Source organism: Deinococcus sp. QL22, assembly GCF_023370075.1.
Taxonomy (GTDB): domain Bacteria; phylum Deinococcota; class Deinococci; order Deinococcales; family Deinococcaceae; genus Deinococcus.
Genome location: NZ_CP097150.1, coordinates 152,645 through 170,560 on the forward strand (window position 1 = coordinate 152,645; position 17,916 = coordinate 170,560).

Consider the following 17,916-nt stretch of genomic DNA (forward strand, 5'->3'; position numbering starts at 1 on the left):
CCCCTGTGAAGGACTTGATGCGGGAGGGCCCATGAAGATCGACCTGTTTATTACTTGCCTGAACGACGCCCTATTTCCGCAGACCGGGCTGGCCATGGCCCGTCTCCTGCGGCGACTGGGCCACACCGTTCGTTTTAATGAGGCGCAAACTTGTTGTGGCCAAATGCACTTCAACACCGGGTATCAGGCCGAAGCCTTGCCGCTGATTCGCAAATTTGTGCAGGATTTTCAAGATGCTGAGGTGATCGTAGCCCCCAGCGGTTCCTGCGTGGCTTTCGTGCGCGACCTGTACCCGAAGGCCGCCGAGTGGGCCGGAGATGAGGCGCTGTTGGCCCAAGTCCGGGAGCTGGGAAAACGCACTTTTGAGCTGTCCGAATTCTTGGTGAACGTGCTGGGCATCGAGGACGTTGGCGCGTCCTATCCCCACCGGGTCACGTATCACCCGACCTGCCACGCGGCGCGGCTGTTGCGGGTGGGCGACGCGCCGCTCCGACTGCTGCGCAACGTGCGTGGCCTGAGTCTGGTCGAATTGCCCGCCAGTGACCAGTGTTGCGGCTTTGGAGGCACCTTCAGTGTCAAGAACCCCGAAACCAGCACGGCGATGCTGGCCGACAAGGTACAGAACGTGATGGGCACGCGGGCCGAGGTCTGCACGGCGGGTGACAACTCCTGCCTGATGCACATCGGCGGTGGGCTGAGTCGCCTGCAAAGTGGCACAGGCGTGGTGCATCTGGCCGAAATCTTGGCGAGTGTAGAGTCAGGAAACACCGATGTGCTGGACACCGCTCGCGTGAGTGCAGAGGGTCTCGTATGAGTGCGGGCGGCATTCGGCCCTCTCAGCCCTTCCCCGACGCAGCCCGTGAGACGCTGCAAGACGCCCAGATGCGGCGCAATCTGCGGCACGCCACCACGACCATCCGCGAAAAACGCCTGCAGGCAGTCGCCGAATTGCCCTACTGGGAAGATCTCCGGACGCAAGGCGCGGCCATCAAGGACGTCGTGTTGGATAACCTCGCCGAACACCTCTTAACCCTCGAAGCCTCAGTGAAACGCTTGGGCGGCCACGTCCACTGGGCACAGAATGCAGAAGAAGCCCAGCGCCTTGTCGCCGATCTGGTGGCTGCACACGGCGTGTCCGAGGTTATCAAGGTCAAGAGCATCAGTACCGACGAAATAGAGTTGAATGCGGCGCTCGAAGCACGTGGAATTCACGCCACTGAAACTGATCTGGCCGAACTGATCGTGCAACTGGCCGAAGACCGCCCCAGTCATATTCTGGTGCCCGCCATTCATAAGAACCGCGCCGAAATCCGCGAGCTGTTCCGGCGCAAACTGGGCGCGCAGCTGCTCACCGACGACCCGAAGGTGTTGGCTGAGGCGGCCCGCGTGTATCTGCGCGAAAAGTTTTTAGCCACCAAAGTAGCGATCAGCGGCGCGAATTTTGCCATTGCCGACACGGGCACCGTCTGCATCGTGGAATCGGAAGGCAACGGGCGGATGTGCCTGACGCTGCCTGAGGTGCTGATCTCGGTCATGGGTATTGAGAAGGTGCTGCCGACTTGGCCCGACATCGCGCCTTTTATGCAACTGTTGCCGCGCAGTTCCACCGCTGAGCGCATGAACCCGTATACCAGTTTTTGGAGCGGCGTGACGCCGGGCGACGGCCCGCAGGAATTTCACCTGATCTTGCTCGACAACGGCAGGACTGACGTGCTGGCCGATGCAGTGGGGCGCGAAACCTTGCGCTGCATCCGCTGTAGTGCGTGCTTGAACGTCTGCCCGGTTTACGAGCGCACAGGCGGCCATGCCTACGGCAGCGTGTATCCCGGCCCAATCGGGGCAATTCTGACGCCGCAACTGCTGCAACTTGACGATGCCAATGCCAACTCGCTGCCGTGGGCCAGCAGCCTGTGTGGGGCGTGCTATGACGCCTGCCCGGTCAAGATCAATATCCCCGAGATTCTGATCTATTTGCGGGGCCAGATTACGCCCCACAAAACACCGAACGTGGAAAGCATCGCCATGAAAACCGCAGCATGGATTTTCAACGAATCCTACCGCTTCGAAGGCGCGATCAAACTCGCCCGCACGGGGCAGGGGCCACTGGTGCAACACGGCGCGGTTCGTGCACTGCCAGGGATGCTGGGCGGCTGGACGAGTTCGCGCAATCTGCCGCCATTTCCCCCGCAGTCGTTCCGGGAACTGTGGCGCAAGGAGGAGCAACGTGAGCAGTGAAGCGCGGCTGGAGATCCTAACCCGTATTAACCGGGCGACATCGGGCCACCCACCCGCGCTGGAACGCCCCCCCATTCCAACGTCAACCCGGCCCAGTGCCGAAATTCTCGCACAATTTGCCGAGTACGCGGCTGAATACCGGGCGCACGTGCAGCAGATGGCACAAGCGGATATCCCTGAGGCACTGGCAAAACTCCTTGCTGGGAAACGGGTTTTGGTTCCCGAGGGGTTGCCTGCGGCGTGGAGAGCTGCGCTGGACAGTACGCCTGACAACGGCCAGTCTCACGCGGAGCTGACCCATTTTCAAGCCGTGCTGACGACCTGCGCGGTGGCCATAGCCGAGACTGGAACAGTGGTGCTGGATCACGGTTCCGGTCAGGGACGGCGGACATTGACGCTGATTCCCGATCAGCATGTGTGTGTGGTGTTTTGGCATCAGATTGTGGAGAGCGTGCCGGAAGGGGTGGCGACCTTGCAGGAGGCCGTCACGGCGGGCCGTCCCCTCACCTGGATCAGCGGGCCAAGTGCCACCAGCGACATCGAACTCAGCCGGGTTGAGGGCGTACATGGACCAAGAAGCCTGAACCTATTCATCATCACCCCAGGTGATTGAATAGACCTCTTGCGAACGTCATGACGGGCAAGTCCGGGTCAGATTGCAGAGCGCCGCGATGAGTTGAACCCGGAGGGCGAACCGCCGCCGCCGATAGACACCCTTGAGCACACGAAAAACCTTCATCAGGCGGATGACGTGTTCTCCGCCTGATGCGTGGTGATGGCGTGCCCGGGGGTACCCCACAGGCCCTGAGCCCCCGCGTCCCCGATCAGGGCCGTGTCGTGGGGCAACCGCACGCCAGATGGACAACGCTTGGGATCATGAACCGCCCCAGCACCCGTGGCCGTGCCCAGGATGCGCTGCGTCACCGTGCAGATCAGCAGCTGGAACTTCAAGGTGTGCCGCTTTTTCTTGCCGCTGTCCCCGCGGCGCTGTTTTTCCGGCGCGTTCGCACGGTACTTCAGAAGCAGCGACGCGGGCGATGCTGTAGACGAGTGGCGCTTTCTGAAACACGCGTTTTCTGGGCATCTGGAACTGCGCCCGAGTGATCAAGGCCGCTTCCACGCGTTGCACGCCAGGCTCATGGCCGCCTCAGTCGTCACCCAGGTGTGCAACGGTTCGGGACTCGCGCCAGAATTTCAGGGTCATCAGGAGTTGTTCAGCCGCGCTGAGCGTGGCTGGGTGGCCAGATGTCTTTTTCCGTCCTTCGCGGAGGGTCAGCACGGCTTCCATCTCGGCGAACGTTTCCGGGTAGACCCCGGTGCGTCGATGGAATTGCTTGCGGTTCATCTTCAGCGTGCGTGTCAGGCGGTCTCGCTCCACCCTGTGAGCTTAGCCCACGACTTTCGCAAGAGGTCTAGTCTATATGTACTTGCAATTAGCTTAGAAAAATAACATGAGTCATTAAGTACTTAACTTGACAGAACCTGCCAAGGACCAGGTGAAGGCAGCACAACCCTTCCTCCTTTGACGCTGGGGCGTCAGCGCCAGCCTTCACAGCTCACGTCCTGAGCAAAGTACTTCTTGCTCAGCTTGGCGTAGGTGCCGTTGGCCCTCAATTTCGTAAACGCCACGCTCAGAGCCGCCTCCAGGTCGCTGTCGCGGCGGGCCGTCCCAGGTGTGAGGAGTTGGAGGTTCTGATTCCATAGCGGCGGACTGATCTGGAGCTTGCCCGCGCCCGCCCGGTTGTACATCTTGACGGCATCAAAGCGGTCGAGCACCAGCGCATCAACAGACCCTGACACGAAAGCCAGCAATGCCTGGTCCGCGTTGGCAAACACGTTGACCTTCTTCTGAAAGGGAAGGTTGCGCACGAAATAGAAGTAGGGGCTATTGGTTGCCACAGCGACGCTCTTCCCTTCGATGTCTTCTTCGAATTCCGGACCACCGGGGCGGCTCAGGAGGACACCACCTGTGCAGGTAAACGGCGGACTGCGGCCCACATCGTTCAGTTGCGGAGGCAGCTGAACGTCGAAAATGGCATCGAGACTTCCAGCGCGCATGTTCTTCACCAGCTGGTCAGGCGAGTTGACCTTGATCCAGGTCACGCCTTTCACCTTGATCTCTTGGGCCAGCAAACTCACCAACTCCACCGCGAAGCCCGTGACTTTGCTATTTCGTTGTTCCACCAAACCCGGGGTGTTGGTGGAGAAGCCGATTCTGAACTTACCGTTGCTTTGAATTTTTTGAAGTTCTCCCACGGCACTCGCCTGCGTGGCGAACAGCACCGACGTGCACATCAGGAGGGTAGAGAGAACGGAACGAGCACAAGATGATGGAAAAGAATCCACAATTAATCTCCTGAGAGAATGAGAAATGACCCAGAACGGCTGTACTAGGCAAGCAAAGATTGTCTGCCACTCCGAAAAGGCAGGCAGAACGCAGATAGAAATTGTTTCTAATGTCATGTTAGGCAGTGCCCCTGTCTGGTTTATGACAGGATATTTAGAAGGAGAGCACTAAATTCCTGGGGCAGTTGTCTTTTGGGGTCATGGTGGGCCGCCGACAGTTTCAGTATCAGACCCCGTTTAGGGCTTGTTTTTCTCGTACTGACCGTAGAATCTCTGGAGTTCGTTTCAAACGTCATTTTTCTGCCGCTCAACCTGCGTTGCCCATGAACTCTGCCCAGCTTGGTCAAAAACCTCATTCAGCGCTAACACCGATGAGGACGGAGCTTCAAGCCCTAAACGGGGTATCAGGTTTCCAGCATCGAAACCAAGAGCTGATCATTCGGGCAAATTGAAATTGACAAACAAAATCAGGTCCGAACGGAGTTAGGGACGGCTTGAAGCCGAGGCGCTCCCTTTCACGGTGCGTGGCCCGCCCTTCCTCCTTCTGTTCACAACCCCGCAGTTCGCCCGACTGAGCGCTGTTCCTCCTGAGCCAGGTGTTCCGCCATGACCGCCGTACCCACTCCCCAGATCAGGTGCGCGACCACCATCAGTGCGTTGCGCCGCGCCGGGTGATGCACAGCGTTGCTGAGCACCCCGGTGACCGGCAGCAAGCCCAGATAATTGGCGGCCCAAACCCCCAAGCCTAGGGCTGAGCCCTTCACCACCACTGCGCCCGGCGCTCGGCGCAGCGGCGCATACAACGTGCCGGCGGCGGCGCCATAAGCGAAATGGTTGATGAGCGTCAGAGTGCGGCGAGCCACCGGCTGATCTGCGACGCTGCGAATTCCGGCGGCCCGCGCTATATGGTCGGTGATCTGCTCAGGAGGCAGAGCGAAGCGCTCACGGGAAGGCAGCAGGAAGCGCTGGGCACCCAGCATCCAAACCGTCATAGGCAGGGTCGCCAACAAACCGGACACAGCGGCACTGGTCATAGGTTTCATGGTTCTAAAGTGCAGGGATTGAGGGTGAGGATCACGCGACCAGCGTCCCCTAGCATTCTACGAACATTTATTTCTGCAGCAATACCCGGCACGGCTTGTGGCAAGTTTATATGTTGAGCTGAGTCTGGAACCTCAGTACCCAAACCTGGGATGTCAAGTTGGCGGGGAGAGAGATCCTCAGAGGGGGCTGGCGTGCGGCCGCCAGCGTGACTGGCTTGCCAGGTTCGGTACAACTCCCGGGCCAGGTGCGTCTTAAGTGCTCGGAGTGCCGCTCGTCTCGTTTTTCCCTCTTGCTCCTTCTTGGCCCCACATGTTTTGCTCTGTTCATCACAGCGCAGGCGCGTCAAGGCCATCAGGTGGAGCACTGGGTTGAGTTGCCGGTTGCCGCTCACATTCACACACCAGCGCGTGTTCTTCCCGCTGCCCCGTTCAACTGGGGCAGTGCCCCAATCACTGGCGAAATGATTGGCGTTCTCAAACCGCTTGATGTCACCCATTTCGGCCGACACGGTGCTGGTCAGCACCACGCCGATCCCCTGCAACATCAACAGGGGGGGGCGACCTGAGCGACCAGGGTGGCCATAGCGTGTTCAAGCTCTTTCAATGCTGCTTCGAGGGAGCTGAGCACGGCCTGAAGGCCGTGCTCAGCGAGGCGGTCGTCGTGTCGGGGAGCGCTTCGAGTATCATCTGGTTGGCCTTGCGCTGCTGAGCGAGCTTGTCCCGCGTGCGGGACAAGTCCTGCCACTGGGTGCACTGCGTGCTGAGCTGGTAGGGCGGGAGTTCTGGATTGGCCAGCAGCACCCGAGCGACGTTCTCAGCATCGACCAGGTCGTTCTTTTTCTTGCCCCGCCGCGCACGGTACTGACTGGTCAACCTGGGATAAATGTGCCACACCGACTGATTCCTAGCGAAGAGCAGCGCCAGCCGGGGGGCCACATCCCGGTTGCCTGCACCTTCAATCGCCCAGCCGGGCTCTTCGAATCGCACGAACCAGAGCCACAACTGGTGGAGACCATCAAAGTCGTTCTGGACGCTCAGGCTGTCCAGAACGACGCCACGCGAATCGAGAGCGACGGCGGTATGGGTCGTTGGATGGGGATCAAGTCCAAGAATGATCATGGCGCCCTCCAGCAGATTTCGGCGTTTCACCCCCACTCGCGCAGATCTGTTCTGGATGGGGCCCGGAGGCAGTCTGGGATCAAGCGAAGAGCCGTGGTCTGGTGCCGTTGAGAAAGAGAACGCGCAATTCGGGTACAGGCGCTCAGCGCAGACACTTTGAGGGCGACGCTCTCTCCTCACCATTGTTGACATACAGACAGTTTAGGGAGGGTTTAAAAAATATTGTCTGACACACGAGAACTGAATACGTCTTCCCTTGCCCTCGCCCAGCTCGTTCGTACTGCCAGGGTCGCTGTAGCTCTGATACATTTGCCCCTCTTAAGAAGGACACGAGCAGTGGGACAGGTAAGTTGAACCCGCGGCAGGTCAATTGCAAGCTATTCCCGTGCAGGTTCATGAACTTAGCTCCCCAAGTACCCGTCAAGAAGGCGTTTCGACGCTCAGTCGCACAACGCTGTTGGCAGCTGACAAAGCCTCCAGATAAAAGCTGTGATTTAGTGTCCTTCAGAGCAGCCTGTACAGAAGCGTTGGTGTTGTTCTACAGCCAAGGGATCAATCAACCAGCGTATAGATACAATTCACCAGGCTGTAGCAAGTGACAGCGCTGCCACGGCGCACGACGATCGACTTCGTCGAACAACATTCCAGAATTCACACGGTTCTCTTCAAACAGGTCGTTATGAGTTCCAATCAGAACCCGTGCCCCAATGGCAACCGCTAGATCTACCGCCTCGCGTGGCCACAGGTTGCCAATAATGTCGTGCTGGTCGCGGAAATAGTCGCGGCCGTTGATCGGCAACAGTGCCACATCAATCCGCTGCCCTTTAAGGGCCGTCAGTAACTCTGGGAACAAGACCGTGTCCCCAGAATGGTAGATCCTCACTCCACCACACTCAATCAAGAAACCCATCCAACGGGCTTGGCCCTTTTCGTCCACCTCGTGTTTGTAATGTGCAGCAGGCACTGCCGTGTAAGTGAAGTCGCCCAGATTAACCGGTTGGCCGAGGTAGGGCACCGTGATCCGCTCGGCCGCCACGCCGGCCCTTTGAGCCACTTCGCTCCCTTGCGCCGATGTGATCAACGTGGCCTGCGGCGACGCAGCCAGAAGTGGACCCAATGTTGGCCCGTCAGCATGATCCATGTGCTCGTGCGTCGCAAACACCACATCAGCATGGCGAATGGTACTGGGGTCAATTGGGACGGGGAAGCGTCGTGATGGACCGCCTGCTGCTGTAATGGAATCGGACAGGTACGGATCAATGTAAGCAATGGTTGTTCCGCCTTTGATCACGAAGCCAGATTGACCGAGAGCCCAGAAAGCCAGCTGGCCAGGAGGTACAAGCAGTTGCTCAATTTGAACAATCAAGAGGGACGAATTGGGTTGAGTCATGGGAGTCATCCTTCTGAGTGTGATGCATTTAGACTGGCAAGTCCTAGAGGGGCTGGTGGGCTGGCCCGTTGGGTGGAGTTCAGAAAGAGATGGAATGTCTGGGAATATCTCAGTTTTGCGTACTTGAAGTGATCAGGGCACCATCACCGTCAAGCCAGTGGGCACTGTCGTCTGCCCAGCGCTGTTAGCCCCCCAGGCGACGACCGTACCATCTGCTGTCAGCGCGTAATTGTGATAGGCGCCTGCCTCTAGCGAAGTAAAGGGCGAGGTGCAGAACGGGGCGCTGGCCGTTTGACCACAGATACTGCCCTGAACCGTTCCAGTCTGCCGTTGCAGTGGGAAGAACGCGACGGGATGCACCAGATTGTTAGTCACACTCAAGATCGCTGGCGTGAGAGAGGTCTGCTGGAGCGGCTTGAGAATGCCGCTCCGTTCACGGTGAAGGTCGTGGTTGGCTGAAGCTGCGCGCCACCAATAATGGACGGCAAATTCGGGGCGCTCACGCTGAAGGTAGCCTGGGCGTCCACCACCGTGGCTGTCGGGGTACTGCGCACTGCGCGGTTCAGCGATTCTGATCCGGCACACTGGCAGGCTGTTCGTCGCCTGGGTGGTGGGCGTGAGGACTGGTTCCAGTAACCTCCGAATCTGTGCGCCTGGCAGCGCCGCTGCCCGTGCCTCGACGGCCGCTTTGCCAGCCGTCTCCTGCTCTTCGAGGCTCTGCGTGATGGACGTGACGCTGTTCGTGGCGGGAGTCGCCAGCAAGCTCAACTTGAACACGTCCTGTGCTGCGCTGGCCTGGATCGGCAGCGAGAGGGCAAACGTCACCTCCCCAGTGCCACCGGCAGTTATCTGCACTAAGGAGGAATTAGTTATCTCTGACAACTAATTCTCTCAAATTAGGCCGAGAAAAGCACTAGTGGACGGCCACAGGCATGTCTAATGAAAAACCATCACCGTCGGATACGGATCTCTCGCTCTCCATAACACACCACCTATTCTCATCATTCACAAGTCATAGCCCCAGACATGCCTGTGGTGATGCACTAGCCCTTGCGCCCACTGAGGCTACGGGTAGAGCCTCATGCTTAAGCACTAAAACAACACCAAAACTCACCACAGAAGATACCCTCAATCCGCCCGTCCTATCCAGTGCTTGACCAACCACTTCACTTCTTGGACGATCCTAGAAGAATGGTTGTGGCCGGTTGATCTGATCACCCTCACCCTTCAACGTCCCAAGAGCGGCCAGCCTCTTTTACAGCCTTGCCCCTCCACGAGCAGCGCTTCAGTGGCAGAGGCGCCCTTCCCGTTGCGCCAGCACCCGCAGCGCATAACCCATCGCTGACAGCAACAGCGCCGTCGTCGACCCGCCCGCCAAGCCCAAATACGCCGCCGAGTGCAGCGCGTGATACGCCGCCTGCAGCGGTTCATCCCGTTCGGTCACCAAGCGCTCGTACCAACCCTGACCTAAGGCCGGTAAGTCCAGATGCCGTTCTCCTGCCAGCGCCGCCACATCTGCCGCATGCCGATCCAGTTCAGTACTGAACGCCAACAAGGTCTCCCGAGTCGGCTGGGTGTGGTGTAACGCTGGAGCAAATTCCGCGGCCGCCAACACCTGCAACGTCGTCGCAATACAGGTTTCAAAAGCCTGCTGATTGCGCAGCTGGACGTGGGGAGGTTGGGACAAGGCGGTCATCCTCTCCAGCATGGCGCGGCCCGCAAAGAGGGTCAAGGTCAAGAGATCGCAGATGGTCTGAAGATGAACCTCTCCAACTGGAACAGATCCTCACTCCGTGCCTGCCCACGGTCTGTGCAGCAAGGGTCGTTCAGCAGTCCGCCCCAGAGGCCTGGCCTCTTCCCTGGCCAGTGGAGGCACACGCTCCCGCAAGATCAGCTGTACCGACCAGCGACGGTCTAGACTCCGGTATGTCCCTTACGCCCGTCCTGCACACGAAACGTCTCCTCCTGCGTGGACATCAGGAACAAGACCTTGACGACTGCGCCGCGCTATGGAGTGATCCGGACGTCACGCGGTATACGACCGGCATGCCGCTCGCCCGGCAGGAGGTATGGAGCCGGTTGCTGCGGCACCCCGGTCACTGGGCACTCTTCGGGTTCGGCTACTGGCTAGCCTTTGAGCGCGCTTCTGGACGGTTTGCGGGCGAGGTGGGCATCGCTCGGTTTAAACGCGACCTGCTGCTCGACCGGCCTACCCTGGATCTAGTGCCCGAGGCGGGATGGGTCTTCATGCCCTGGTGTCATGGTCAGGGATTGGCCTCCGAAGCCGTCCACGCCGTCCTGGAGTGGCGTGACACATCCTTGAGCCCTGGCCGCACCTTCTGCATCATTCAGCCGAAGAACGCGCCGTCACTACGGCTGGCACAGAAAGTGGGGTTTCAGCTCGACCAGGTGGCCAGCCACGCCGGCCAAGACTGGCAAGTGCTGATGCGGTACTCTGAGCCGGTCTCCTCATCTGCTGCCCAGCTCACTTCGCGCGACTGAACCTCGGTTCGCTGTTTCGGGAAGGCCAGCAGGTCGATGGCTGACCAGACCCATAACACCGTCCCTTTCACAGTCTTTGGCCTCTAGGTCAACCCTTAGTCGCGGTCAGTCACCTTGGCCATCACAGTCCGAATGGCATCAATGACCAAGTGTGGCTCGGTGAACTGTGGGAAGTGTCCGCTCCGATCCGCCAGACGGTGTTCACCCAGTGGCGAAAGCGTTGCCAGCTTCGCCTGATGCACCGCACGGGCGTCGCGCATCTCCCGGGGCATGCCGCGTGGGGAGCGCGTCCCACTGAGCACGACCAGTGGGACTGGGGGAAATCTACCAGCGGTCTGCACTTGCTGGCTCAGACTCTCGACATGTTCCGTTTCCGCCCAGGGATGTGGCCGGTGGAACGCGCGGCTCAGGCGAAACCACAGCCCTGAAGAGGGTGGCGTGTTCAGCAACACGTCCTCCGGTGTCGCGGCGTCGAGCAGAACTACCCCAGCAGTCTCCCCGGGACACGTCCGGGCATACAGATTGACCAGCAGGCCACCCAGCGAGTGTCCCACCAGGACGTAAGGGGGGGTCAGCTTCGCGTGGGCCAAAAGGCCCCGCAAGGTTTCCAGCATGACGGTTCCAGTTTGCGGGGCACCAGGGGAACTGCTGCGGCCGAGCCCCGGACGGTTGTAGGCCAAGACGGTGCATTCCCGCGTGAGCGGTTCAAACACCCGGAACCAGCTGTCCATGGGGCCGCCTGCGCCATTGACGAGCACGACAGCAGGTGTGCCCGTACCAGACTGGATGTATTCGAGGGATTGACCGTGGATGGTGGCGAACTCGGAGCGTTGACGGAGAAGGTGACCCATGCAACTCCTTACGACTGTTGCCGTGCGACCGTTGCGCTCAGCTTTGGGCACCCCAGTTCACACTTCAGGGGAGTTCCAGAACGGAGCGGGAGCCGCCGGCCCTGCTCTGGATTGTTCACGTTCAGAGTGAACTGGATCGATGTCAGCGGCTGATCGCTGAGCTGTCAACCCCTATTCGGGGTGTTTAGTGGCGTCCGACTGTACAGCCAAGTCATGCAGTTCATCACCAGGGTGAGTTGGGCATTGTGCAAGACCCGTGCCACCACGCGGGTTTTGGACTCTAAGGAGGCGTCCCGGGGCAGATGAAGAGCGATCTTGCGGTGCAGTATGGATTCGGCTTGGAGGAGCACCAGAAGGACTTCAGCCAGTCGCTTTGGAGGGTCTATGCGGCGGTGCGGGAGGCGGGTTTTCAGATGGGCAGTCAACGTGTCAGCATGCAGCCGGGCGGTTTCGGTGTTCGTCACAGACTCTGATCTTGCCCTTTGTCGTGCCGTACTGCGTCTAGGACGCCATTCGCCTCAAAGTGTCAGGTGCTGAGCCGAGCCTCATTAGAGCTGGCCCGGCTGCCTTTGTTGGCCTACAAAGTCGCGGTACCACTTGGCGCTGTCTTTGAGGGTGCGCTGCTGGGTTTCGTAATCTACATGAACGATGCCAAACCGCTTGCTGTAACCGTAGGCCCATTCGTAATTGTCCATTAGGCTCCAGCCAAAGTAGCCCGCCACAGGTACGCCGTCCTGCATGGCCCGATGAAGTTGGTGGAGGTGGCTCTGCAAAAAGCGTGTACGGGCTTCGTCATGAACCTCGCCGTTGTCCCAGTGGTCGTCAAAGGCTGCGCCGTTTTCGGTGATGAGGTACTTTGGAGCTTGATATTCGCGGTGCAGTTCGGTCAAGAGGCGGTGGAGGCCCTCCGGATAGACTTCCCAGCCCATGGCCGTCTGTTCGGCGTCTGTTGAGGGTGGTCCGGCCCGGCTGGCCCCGCCTTCGCTGACCCACTGACGGAAATAGTAATTCACTCCTAGAAAGTCCAGGGGTTGTTTGGCAGAAGCCAGCGCCACCGGATCGATTTCAGGCATGGATTCGGCGTAGTCGGCCACCGCCAGCGCCGGAAATCTGCCCCGGAAGATAGGATCGAGATACCAACGGTTAAGCTTTTCATCCACCAGCCGGGCCGCATGCTTGTCTTCGGCCCGCTCTGAGGCGGCGTCCACGGGGTATAGGTTCAGCACCGTGCCCAGCTCTGCGGCCGTGTTTTGTGCTCTGAGTGCACGAATCACACTGCCGTGAGCCAGTTGAATCTGGTAGGAAGCCAGCAGCGACGCCCGCAAATCCTGAAGGCCGGGGGCATGGCGTCCCACGTGATAGCCCAATTCAGCAGTGCACCACGGCTCATTGAAGGTGGCATAACTGGCGACGCGGTTGCCCAGCCGCCCATACACGGCCAGCGCGTAGTCAGTGAACCAATCGGGCATATCTGGATGAGGCCAACCGCCCCGGTCTTGTAAGGCCTGCGGCAAATCCCAGTGATACAGCGTCACGTGCGGTTGCAGGCCCCGCTCCAGTGCGCCGTCTACCAGCCGCTCGTAGAAGTCCAGCCCAGCCGCATTGACGTTTCCGGTTCCCTGCGGCAGAATGCGCGGCCACGCCACACTGAAGCGGTAGGCATTGAGATTCAGCCCGGCTACCAAATCCAGATCGGACGCCCAGCGGTGATAGTGATCGCAGGCCACGTCACCCGATTCGCCGCCCAGCACCTTGCCCGGAATGCGGCTGTAAGTGTCCCAGATGCTCGGCCCGCGCCCATCTTCCTGCGTAGCTCCCTCAATCTGGTAGGCGCTTGTGGCGACGCCCCATATGAAATCCGGCGGAAATGCTCCAATGATGGGTGTGGTTTGATTAACCGTTTTGGAACCGTTTTGGATGGTCATAGAGACTCCTTGATGGCAGATCTGCTGTGCTGAGCACCTGCTGGGCCAGAATTGCTCGGTGAAGCTGCCTGACCTAAACGGGCAAGCTCAGCCTAGGGCAGCTGTGGCCCCGGCAAATTACTTCATACCTGAACCTTATACGAGTGTATGTTGAGCAGCTCGGAGAACTACAGCCAATTCAGGCCACCAAGCCATTCCAAACAGCAAGCTGGCTTAGATGAGAAGCTAGGTGTGCTGACCTGCCATAAATCCTCAATGTTTCTTATTAGTACTACAGTTGCAGTTAAGAGCGTTAGCATGAGGCATGTCGAGCTCTTCCCCTCTGTCTCAACCCCATCACTGGTCGGCTGACTTGAAGGTGCTCCACCAACGGATTGCGTCCCGTTTTACCCGCAGTGAACAACGTCAGCGGGCCTTCGCATACTTGCAGGCTCTCCTCAGCCCTGTTGAGCGCAAGAACGGCTGGCAGATCGCCGAGCAGATCGGTGAGCGCACGCCCTTCGGCGTGCAACGCTTGTTGTCCACGGCGCAGTGGGATGCGGAGGTCGTTCGTGACGACCTCCGCGAGTACGTCCTCGAACACCTTCAGACCCCCGAAGCGGTGCTGATCCTCGATGAAACCGGCTTTCTCAAGAAGGGCACGCAATCCGCTGGTGTCCAACGGCAGTACAGCGGCACTGCGGGGCGAGTTGAAAACTGTCAAATTGGGGTCTTCCTCGCCTACGCCACGCCTCATGGCACTGCCCTGATCGACCGCGAGCTCTTTTTGCCCAAAAGCTGGGTGGATGATCCTGCCCGGTGTGCAGCGGCTCAGATTCCTGAGACTGTTGGGGCCGCGACCAAGCCACAACTCGCGCTCGCCATGCTTGAGCGGGCTTTACAGGCGGCGTACACGCCGCCTGGGTCACTGGCGACGCGGTGTATTCGGCTTCCAACGTCCGTAGCTTCCTCGAACAGCGTCAGCAACCATATGTCTTGGCGGTGGCGTCAAATTGTCATGTGTGGACTTGGGACCAGTCTGGTCCCAAGCAAACCCAGGTGGCTGACGTCGCCCAGCAGTTTGAGCCGGATCAGTGGCAGACCTGGAGTGCCGGTTCCGGGAGCAAGGGAGACCGCCTCTTTGAGTGGGCTTGGGTCAGTGTCACCGAATTGATGGGTCCCGCCGTGTCGGCGGGACTCGGGCCGATCCTGCCAGCTGGATTCGAGCGTTGGGTGCTGGTTCGTCGCTCGCTCAAAGACCCCACAGACCTCGCGTATTACCTGGCCTTCGCACCCTCAAGCACGACCTTGCCAGAGGTCGTGCAGGCCGCTGGATCACGGTGGGCGATAGAAGTGGCCTTTGAGATGGCCAAGGGTGAGGTGGGGTTGGATCACTATGAAGTGCGCTCGTGGGTGGGCTGGTACCGACATATCACGCTAGCCCTGTTGGCCCACGCTTTCCTGACCGTGGTCACCGCCCACGAAAAAAAGGGGGGTCAGTCAACGACCCGGAGTTGATTCCATTGACGGTTCCTGAGGTGCGCCGTCTGTTGCGCTTGGTTCTCCCGCAGCACCAGCTCAACCTGCGGATCTGGGAGTGGTCGGGGTGGCGACGACGCCACCAGGCACGAGCCCAACGGTGTCATCGCCAACGTCAACAACGCTGGCTCTCCTCCCGCTAACTGCAACTGTAGTATTAGAGGCTGTCTGGAAAGCGTGGTTGCAGGGGGTTTTGAGAGATTATACAATTTTTTCATGCGTGCGCGAACGTATTCCACGGACACCAGCGATGCCGAGTGGGTGCTGCTCGAACCCCTCATTCCTGCGCCCAAACCCGGTGGGCGTCCCGCTCGTATCGCTCGCCGCGAGATCATGGATGCGATCTTCTACGTGAAACGAGGTGGGGTGTCCTGGCGCTTGTTGCCCGTTGATTTTCCCCACTGGAAGACGGTGTATGACTATTTTCGACAATGGAAGCAGAGCGGGCTGTGGGAGAGCATTAATGATGCCCTCCGAGCTCAGGTGCGCGAAGCAGAGGGGAGAAATGCGGTGCCCACAGCAGGAATCGTCGACTCGAGGAGCGTGAAAACCTCGCAAAAAGGGGGGTCCGAGGGTACGACGGTGGCAAGAAAGTCAACGGACGAAAACATCATCTGATCGTCGATACCCTGGGCCTCCTGCTCAGGGTCAAGGTTCTACCCGCAAACATCACCGACCGAGAAGGCAGCCAGCAACTCCTGCAGGAGTTGCGTCAAAACCAGCCCCAAATGAAACTCCACCTCTTTGCCGATGGTGGATACACAGGCAAATGGGAAGGCTGGGTCAAAACGACCCTCGGCTACACCGTAGAGATCGTGCAGCGCTCCGACGCCAATACCCGTGGGTATTGGCTCCCAGAGGGGCAGAAACTGACCGAGGAGCAGATCAAAACCTTTCGTGGGCACCGCGGCTTCGTGGTGATCAAGAAGCGCTGGGTGGTGGAGCGCAGCTTCGCGTGGCTGTCCTTTGACCGTCGACTCAACCGTGAATACGACCTCCTGCCCGAGACGACCGAGGCATTCATCCAGCTCTCCTTCATCCGTCGTATGATTCGCAGACTCGCTGCTCTTGCCCAACAGAACGCAGTTTCTACCTGATTCTCCGCTTTCCAGACAGTCTCTTAGAGCATTTGACAGAATAAGAGGATAAGGAAACGGGTCGGGGCACGTGGGTACAGCATTGATCTCCGAGAACGGATGGTTGCGGCTGCACTGAACGAGCAACACCATCCGTGGGTGGCCCAAACGTTCGGAGTCGATGTTCGGACCATCGCGTTCTATCTGAGGAAACATGAGGCGGGCACGCTCTCACAAGTCAAACGCCCGACCAGACGTCGCTCGAGCGTGCAGAGCGAGCAGGAGCAGGTCCTCCTCCAGCAGCTGGAGGAGGACCTCGACGCGACGTTGGAAGAACATGCCCGCCTGTTGGAGGCCAAGACTGGTCTCAAGATCAGCTACCGAACGGTGGACCGGGTCTTCCGGCGACATGGCATCACCTACAAAAAAGACACGGGTCGCCGCCGAACCCAATGAGGAACTACGTCAGCAGGTCCTGAATGACCGCCATGCCCGACCTTCAGACTCCGGCCCGGCTGGTCTTTCTGGATGAACGTGGCTTCAATACCACGATGACTCGTGGGGAGGGTCGCGCGCACCGGACACGGCACGCGGTCTGTTCGGTGCCCCGCAACTGGGGACGGAATCAAACGCTCGTGTGCGCGTTGCAGGCCAGTGGTCCCTTTGCCCCACTGATCTGGGAAGGCGCGGTGAACGGCGTGAGTTTCGAGTGGTACGGACGAGAACTCCTGTGCCCGGCCTTGACCCCTGGACAAGTGGTGGTGCTGGACAATCTCTCGGCACATCACCGTGCGTCCGTTCGGATGCACGGTGAAGCCAGGGGTGGTGTCGTGCTGTTCTTGCCCCCGTCTAGCCCTGACTTCAATCCCATCGAACAGCTGTTTTCCAAAGTCAAAGCCCGCGTTCGCGCGGGTGAATGGCGAGAAGTTCCAGCATTGCTTCAGGGGATTTCGGATGCCCTGGATGCCGTTTCGTTACAAGATGTCTTTGGCTGGTTCACCCACGTCTTCTCCGACATCTTCTTATGTCAAATGCTCTAGTACGCCAGTCCACCACGTTTAATGACAAAGCCCGCTTTGGTAAACACAACCATGACGGTTCGGCCATCGGCCTTAAAACTCAATCCCGTATTTTGAAAGATGCCTTTGGTACTCACGCAGACCGCCTGAAGCCTGTAGTTCATGCCCTTTACGAAACGGGGTATGGGCGTCGTCTTGCCCAGGGGCTTCACCTCACCAGTGGGCGTCAGGGCCACCATCGTTTTGAGGATCTCGGACTCAAAGATTTGCACCTGTACGGTTACGCAGGGTGAAGGGGCGTCGATAACCGCCAACAAGCCATCAAGCTTCACTTCTGCGGCACTGGAGAGGCCAGCAACCAGAAAACTGATCGCCAGTACACCTGTTGTAAACGACCTTCTCGCGGAGGGCACAGGAATTGTGTTCATTTGCCTAATCCTACGGGTCTTTTCCATACTGCCTTCTTACTTCTTACAGCGGCTCCTAGGTTCGGTTTGTTTTTCTAAGCTAAGCACCACTCTCAGGATGTCCTACGCTTGTTCTGTACGTTTAGCCACCCAAATAGGGAGAAAGGCCAGCCTTCATGTTGGCGAAAGGTCAATGGAAGCGTTTCCGTATTGATCTGCATCAATAGTGGCATGTATTAACGGGACTCCTGGCTTTTCCACCTCCCCGATGGGAGGCTCCAACAGGATCTGTATCAGGCAGAAAGAGCTATCAACAGCGGAATGCACTCCACAGAGGCGTCTTTGTAGAGCTTCCACAGGATATCCACCAGTTCATGGCTTCGGATTTACAGATTCGGATCGACTTTGGTCTGGAATAAATCGAAGTTTGATTTTGACACTCGGAAGTCAGACCCGTACTCTGGATGCACTACCCAGTTTGCCAA

Annotated in this window: 19 protein-coding genes and 3 pseudogenes; 9 read left to right on the plus strand and 13 right to left on the minus strand. The window is 58.9% G+C overall.

Annotation, left to right across the window (positions count from 1 at the left end):
• The first annotated feature begins 31 nt into the window (after positions 1-31).
• From M1R55_RS16770 to M1R55_RS16780, 3 genes are read left to right on the plus strand one after another with little or no spacing between them, the layout of a single operon-like run.
• The gene (locus M1R55_RS16770) at positions 32-814 is read left to right on the plus strand and encodes a (Fe-S)-binding protein (RefSeq protein WP_249394700.1); all 783 of its coding nucleotides are present in this window, start codon (positions 32-34) and stop codon (positions 812-814) included.
• Positions 811-2,235, plus strand: coding sequence for a lactate utilization protein B (locus M1R55_RS16775; RefSeq protein ID WP_249394701.1), 1,425 nt, complete (start codon positions 811-813; stop codon positions 2,233-2,235). The genes M1R55_RS16770 and M1R55_RS16775 overlap by 4 nt, the downstream gene beginning before the upstream one ends.
• Entirely contained in the window at positions 2,225-2,848 is a 624-nt protein-coding gene (locus tag M1R55_RS16780) for an LUD domain-containing protein (RefSeq protein ID WP_249394702.1), read from the plus strand. Before M1R55_RS16775 ends, M1R55_RS16780 begins: the two co-directional genes overlap by 11 nt.
• A gap of 125 nt (positions 2,849-2,973) precedes the next feature.
• Here M1R55_RS16780 and M1R55_RS16785 read toward each other — a convergent pair whose 3' ends face one another.
• The 9 genes from M1R55_RS16785 to M1R55_RS16825 all read right to left on the minus strand — a co-directional run bounded on the left by M1R55_RS16785 (position 2,974) and on the right by M1R55_RS16825 (position 9,865).
• Entirely contained in the window at positions 2,974-3,186 is a 213-nt protein-coding gene (locus M1R55_RS16785) for a hypothetical protein (RefSeq protein WP_249394703.1), read from the minus strand.
• Positions 3,187-3,382: 196 nt separating this feature from the next.
• Positions 3,383-3,613: a hypothetical protein gene (locus M1R55_RS16790; RefSeq protein ID WP_249394704.1), complete on the minus strand. Its 231-nt coding sequence runs from the start codon at positions 3,611-3,613 to the stop codon at positions 3,383-3,385.
• A 158-nt stretch (positions 3,614-3,771) separates the two neighbouring features.
• A complete protein-coding gene (locus M1R55_RS16795) occupies positions 3,772-4,698 on the minus strand; it encodes an ABC transporter substrate-binding protein (RefSeq protein WP_249394705.1) in 927 nt (308 codons plus the stop codon).
• A gap of 431 nt (positions 4,699-5,129) precedes the next feature.
• Positions 5,130-5,615: a DUF1440 domain-containing protein gene (locus M1R55_RS16800; RefSeq protein WP_249394706.1), complete on the minus strand. Its 486-nt coding sequence runs from the start codon at positions 5,613-5,615 to the stop codon at positions 5,130-5,132.
• Between the two features lie 5 nt (positions 5,616-5,620).
• Positions 5,621-6,169: a transposase gene (locus tag M1R55_RS16805; protein ID WP_371827239.1), complete on the minus strand. Its 549-nt coding sequence runs from the start codon at positions 6,167-6,169 to the stop codon at positions 5,621-5,623.
• A gap of 55 nt (positions 6,170-6,224) precedes the next feature.
• On the minus strand, positions 6,225-6,743 hold the full coding sequence (locus M1R55_RS16810; RefSeq protein WP_249394707.1) for an IS110 family transposase: 519 nt from the start codon (positions 6,741-6,743) through the stop codon (positions 6,225-6,227).
• A gap of 556 nt (positions 6,744-7,299) precedes the next feature.
• Positions 7,300-8,133 (minus strand): MBL fold metallo-hydrolase, encoded by an 834-nt coding sequence (locus M1R55_RS16815; protein WP_249394708.1) that lies wholly within the window; start codon positions 8,131-8,133, stop codon positions 7,300-7,302.
• Between the two features lie 132 nt (positions 8,134-8,265).
• A complete protein-coding gene (locus M1R55_RS16820) occupies positions 8,266-8,958 on the minus strand; it encodes an RCC1 domain-containing protein (protein WP_249394709.1) in 693 nt (230 codons plus the stop codon).
• A gap of 460 nt (positions 8,959-9,418) precedes the next feature.
• Entirely contained in the window at positions 9,419-9,865 is a 447-nt protein-coding gene (locus M1R55_RS16825; protein WP_249394846.1) for a hypothetical protein, read from the minus strand.
• 194 nt (positions 9,866-10,059) lie between these two features.
• Here M1R55_RS16825 and M1R55_RS16830 point away from each other — a divergent pair, with 194 nt between their 5' ends.
• Positions 10,060-10,635, plus strand: a complete 576-nt coding sequence (locus tag M1R55_RS16830; protein ID WP_249394710.1) for a GNAT family N-acetyltransferase — start codon at positions 10,060-10,062, stop codon at positions 10,633-10,635.
• 95 nt (positions 10,636-10,730) lie between these two features.
• Here the strand turns inward: M1R55_RS16830 and M1R55_RS16835 are convergent, their stop codons facing one another.
• The gene (locus M1R55_RS16835; protein ID WP_249394711.1) at positions 10,731-11,486 is read right to left on the minus strand and encodes an alpha/beta fold hydrolase; all 756 of its coding nucleotides are present in this window, start codon (positions 11,484-11,486) and stop codon (positions 10,731-10,733) included.
• A 182-nt stretch (positions 11,487-11,668) separates the two neighbouring features.
• Positions 11,669-11,872: pseudogene (locus tag M1R55_RS16840) on the minus strand (IS4 family transposase); the annotation flags it as partial.
• Here M1R55_RS16840 and M1R55_RS16845 point away from each other — a divergent pair.
• Positions 11,789-11,959 carry a hypothetical protein gene (locus tag M1R55_RS16845; protein ID WP_249394872.1) on the plus strand — a complete coding sequence of 57 codons (171 nt, stop codon included), beginning with the start codon at positions 11,789-11,791 and terminating at the stop codon, positions 11,957-11,959. The pseudogene M1R55_RS16840 and the gene M1R55_RS16845 overlap by 84 nt on opposite strands.
• A 75-nt stretch (positions 11,960-12,034) precedes the next feature.
• On the opposite strand, the gene M1R55_RS16850 is transcribed toward M1R55_RS16845, so the two are convergent.
• The gene (locus M1R55_RS16850) at positions 12,035-13,411 is read right to left on the minus strand and encodes a GH1 family beta-glucosidase (RefSeq protein WP_249394712.1); all 1,377 of its coding nucleotides are present in this window, start codon (positions 13,409-13,411) and stop codon (positions 12,035-12,037) included.
• A gap of 304 nt (positions 13,412-13,715) precedes the next feature.
• On the opposite strand from M1R55_RS16850, the pseudogene M1R55_RS16855 reads away from it, so the two are divergent.
• From M1R55_RS16855 to M1R55_RS16870, 4 genes and pseudogenes are all read left to right on the plus strand, one after another.
• Positions 13,716-15,072, plus strand: a pseudogene (locus M1R55_RS16855) (IS701 family transposase).
• 73 nt (positions 15,073-15,145) lie between these two features.
• Entirely contained in the window at positions 15,146-15,547 is a 402-nt protein-coding gene (locus tag M1R55_RS16860) for an IS5 family transposase (protein WP_249394713.1), read from the plus strand.
• A complete protein-coding gene (locus M1R55_RS16865; protein ID WP_249394847.1) occupies positions 15,547-16,026 on the plus strand; it encodes a transposase in 480 nt (159 codons plus the stop codon). The genes M1R55_RS16860 and M1R55_RS16865 overlap by 1 nt, the downstream gene beginning before the upstream one ends.
• Before the next feature lie 99 nt (positions 16,027-16,125).
• Positions 16,126-17,045: pseudogene (locus tag M1R55_RS16870) on the plus strand (IS630 family transposase).
• Here M1R55_RS16870 and M1R55_RS16875 read toward each other — a convergent pair.
• Entirely contained in the window at positions 17,042-17,452 is a 411-nt protein-coding gene (locus M1R55_RS16875; RefSeq protein WP_249394714.1) for a hypothetical protein, read from the minus strand. The pseudogene M1R55_RS16870 and the gene M1R55_RS16875 overlap by 4 nt on opposite strands.
• Positions 17,453-17,916 lie beyond the last annotated feature (464 nt).

What these genes read in the sequence shown, in the direction of transcription:
- M1R55_RS16770 (WP_249394700.1), top strand. Translation starts at nt 32, where the DNA reads ATGAAGATCGACCTGTTTATTACTTGCCTGAACGACGCCCTATTTCCG.
- M1R55_RS16775 (WP_249394701.1), top strand. Translation starts at nt 811, where the DNA reads ATGAGTGCGGGCGGCATTCGGCCCTCTCAGCCCTTCCCCGACGCAGCC.
- M1R55_RS16795 (WP_249394705.1), bottom strand. Translation starts at nt 4,698, where the DNA reads ATGACATTAGAAACAATTTCTATCTGCGTTCTGCCTGCCTTTTCGGAG.
- M1R55_RS16800 (WP_249394706.1), bottom strand. Translation starts at nt 5,615, where the DNA reads ATGACCAGTGCCGCTGTGTCCGGTTTGTTGGCGACCCTGCCTATGACG.
- M1R55_RS16805 (WP_371827239.1), bottom strand. Translation starts at nt 6,169, where the DNA reads ATGTTGCAGGGGATCGGCGTGGTGCTGACCAGCACCGTGTCGGCCGAA.
- M1R55_RS16810 (WP_249394707.1), bottom strand. Translation starts at nt 6,743, where the DNA reads ATGATCATTCTTGGACTTGATCCCCATCCAACGACCCATACCGCCGTC.
- M1R55_RS16815 (WP_249394708.1), bottom strand. Translation starts at nt 8,133, where the DNA reads ATGACTCAACCCAATTCGTCCCTCTTGATTGTTCAAATTGAGCAACTG.
- M1R55_RS16830 (WP_249394710.1), top strand. Translation starts at nt 10,060, where the DNA reads ATGTCCCTTACGCCCGTCCTGCACACGAAACGTCTCCTCCTGCGTGGA.
- M1R55_RS16835 (WP_249394711.1), bottom strand. Translation starts at nt 11,486, where the DNA reads ATGGGTCACCTTCTCCGTCAACGCTCCGAGTTCGCCACCATCCACGGT.
- M1R55_RS16845 (WP_249394872.1), top strand. Translation starts at nt 11,789, where the DNA reads ATGAAGAGCGATCTTGCGGTGCAGTATGGATTCGGCTTGGAGGAGCAC.
- M1R55_RS16850 (WP_249394712.1), bottom strand. Translation starts at nt 13,411, where the DNA reads ATGACCATCCAAAACGGTTCCAAAACGGTTAATCAAACCACACCCATC.
- M1R55_RS16860 (WP_249394713.1), top strand. Translation starts at nt 15,146, where the DNA reads ATGCGTGCGCGAACGTATTCCACGGACACCAGCGATGCCGAGTGGGTG.
- M1R55_RS16875 (WP_249394714.1), bottom strand. Translation starts at nt 17,452, where the DNA reads ATGAACACAATTCCTGTGCCCTCCGCGAGAAGGTCGTTTACAACAGGT.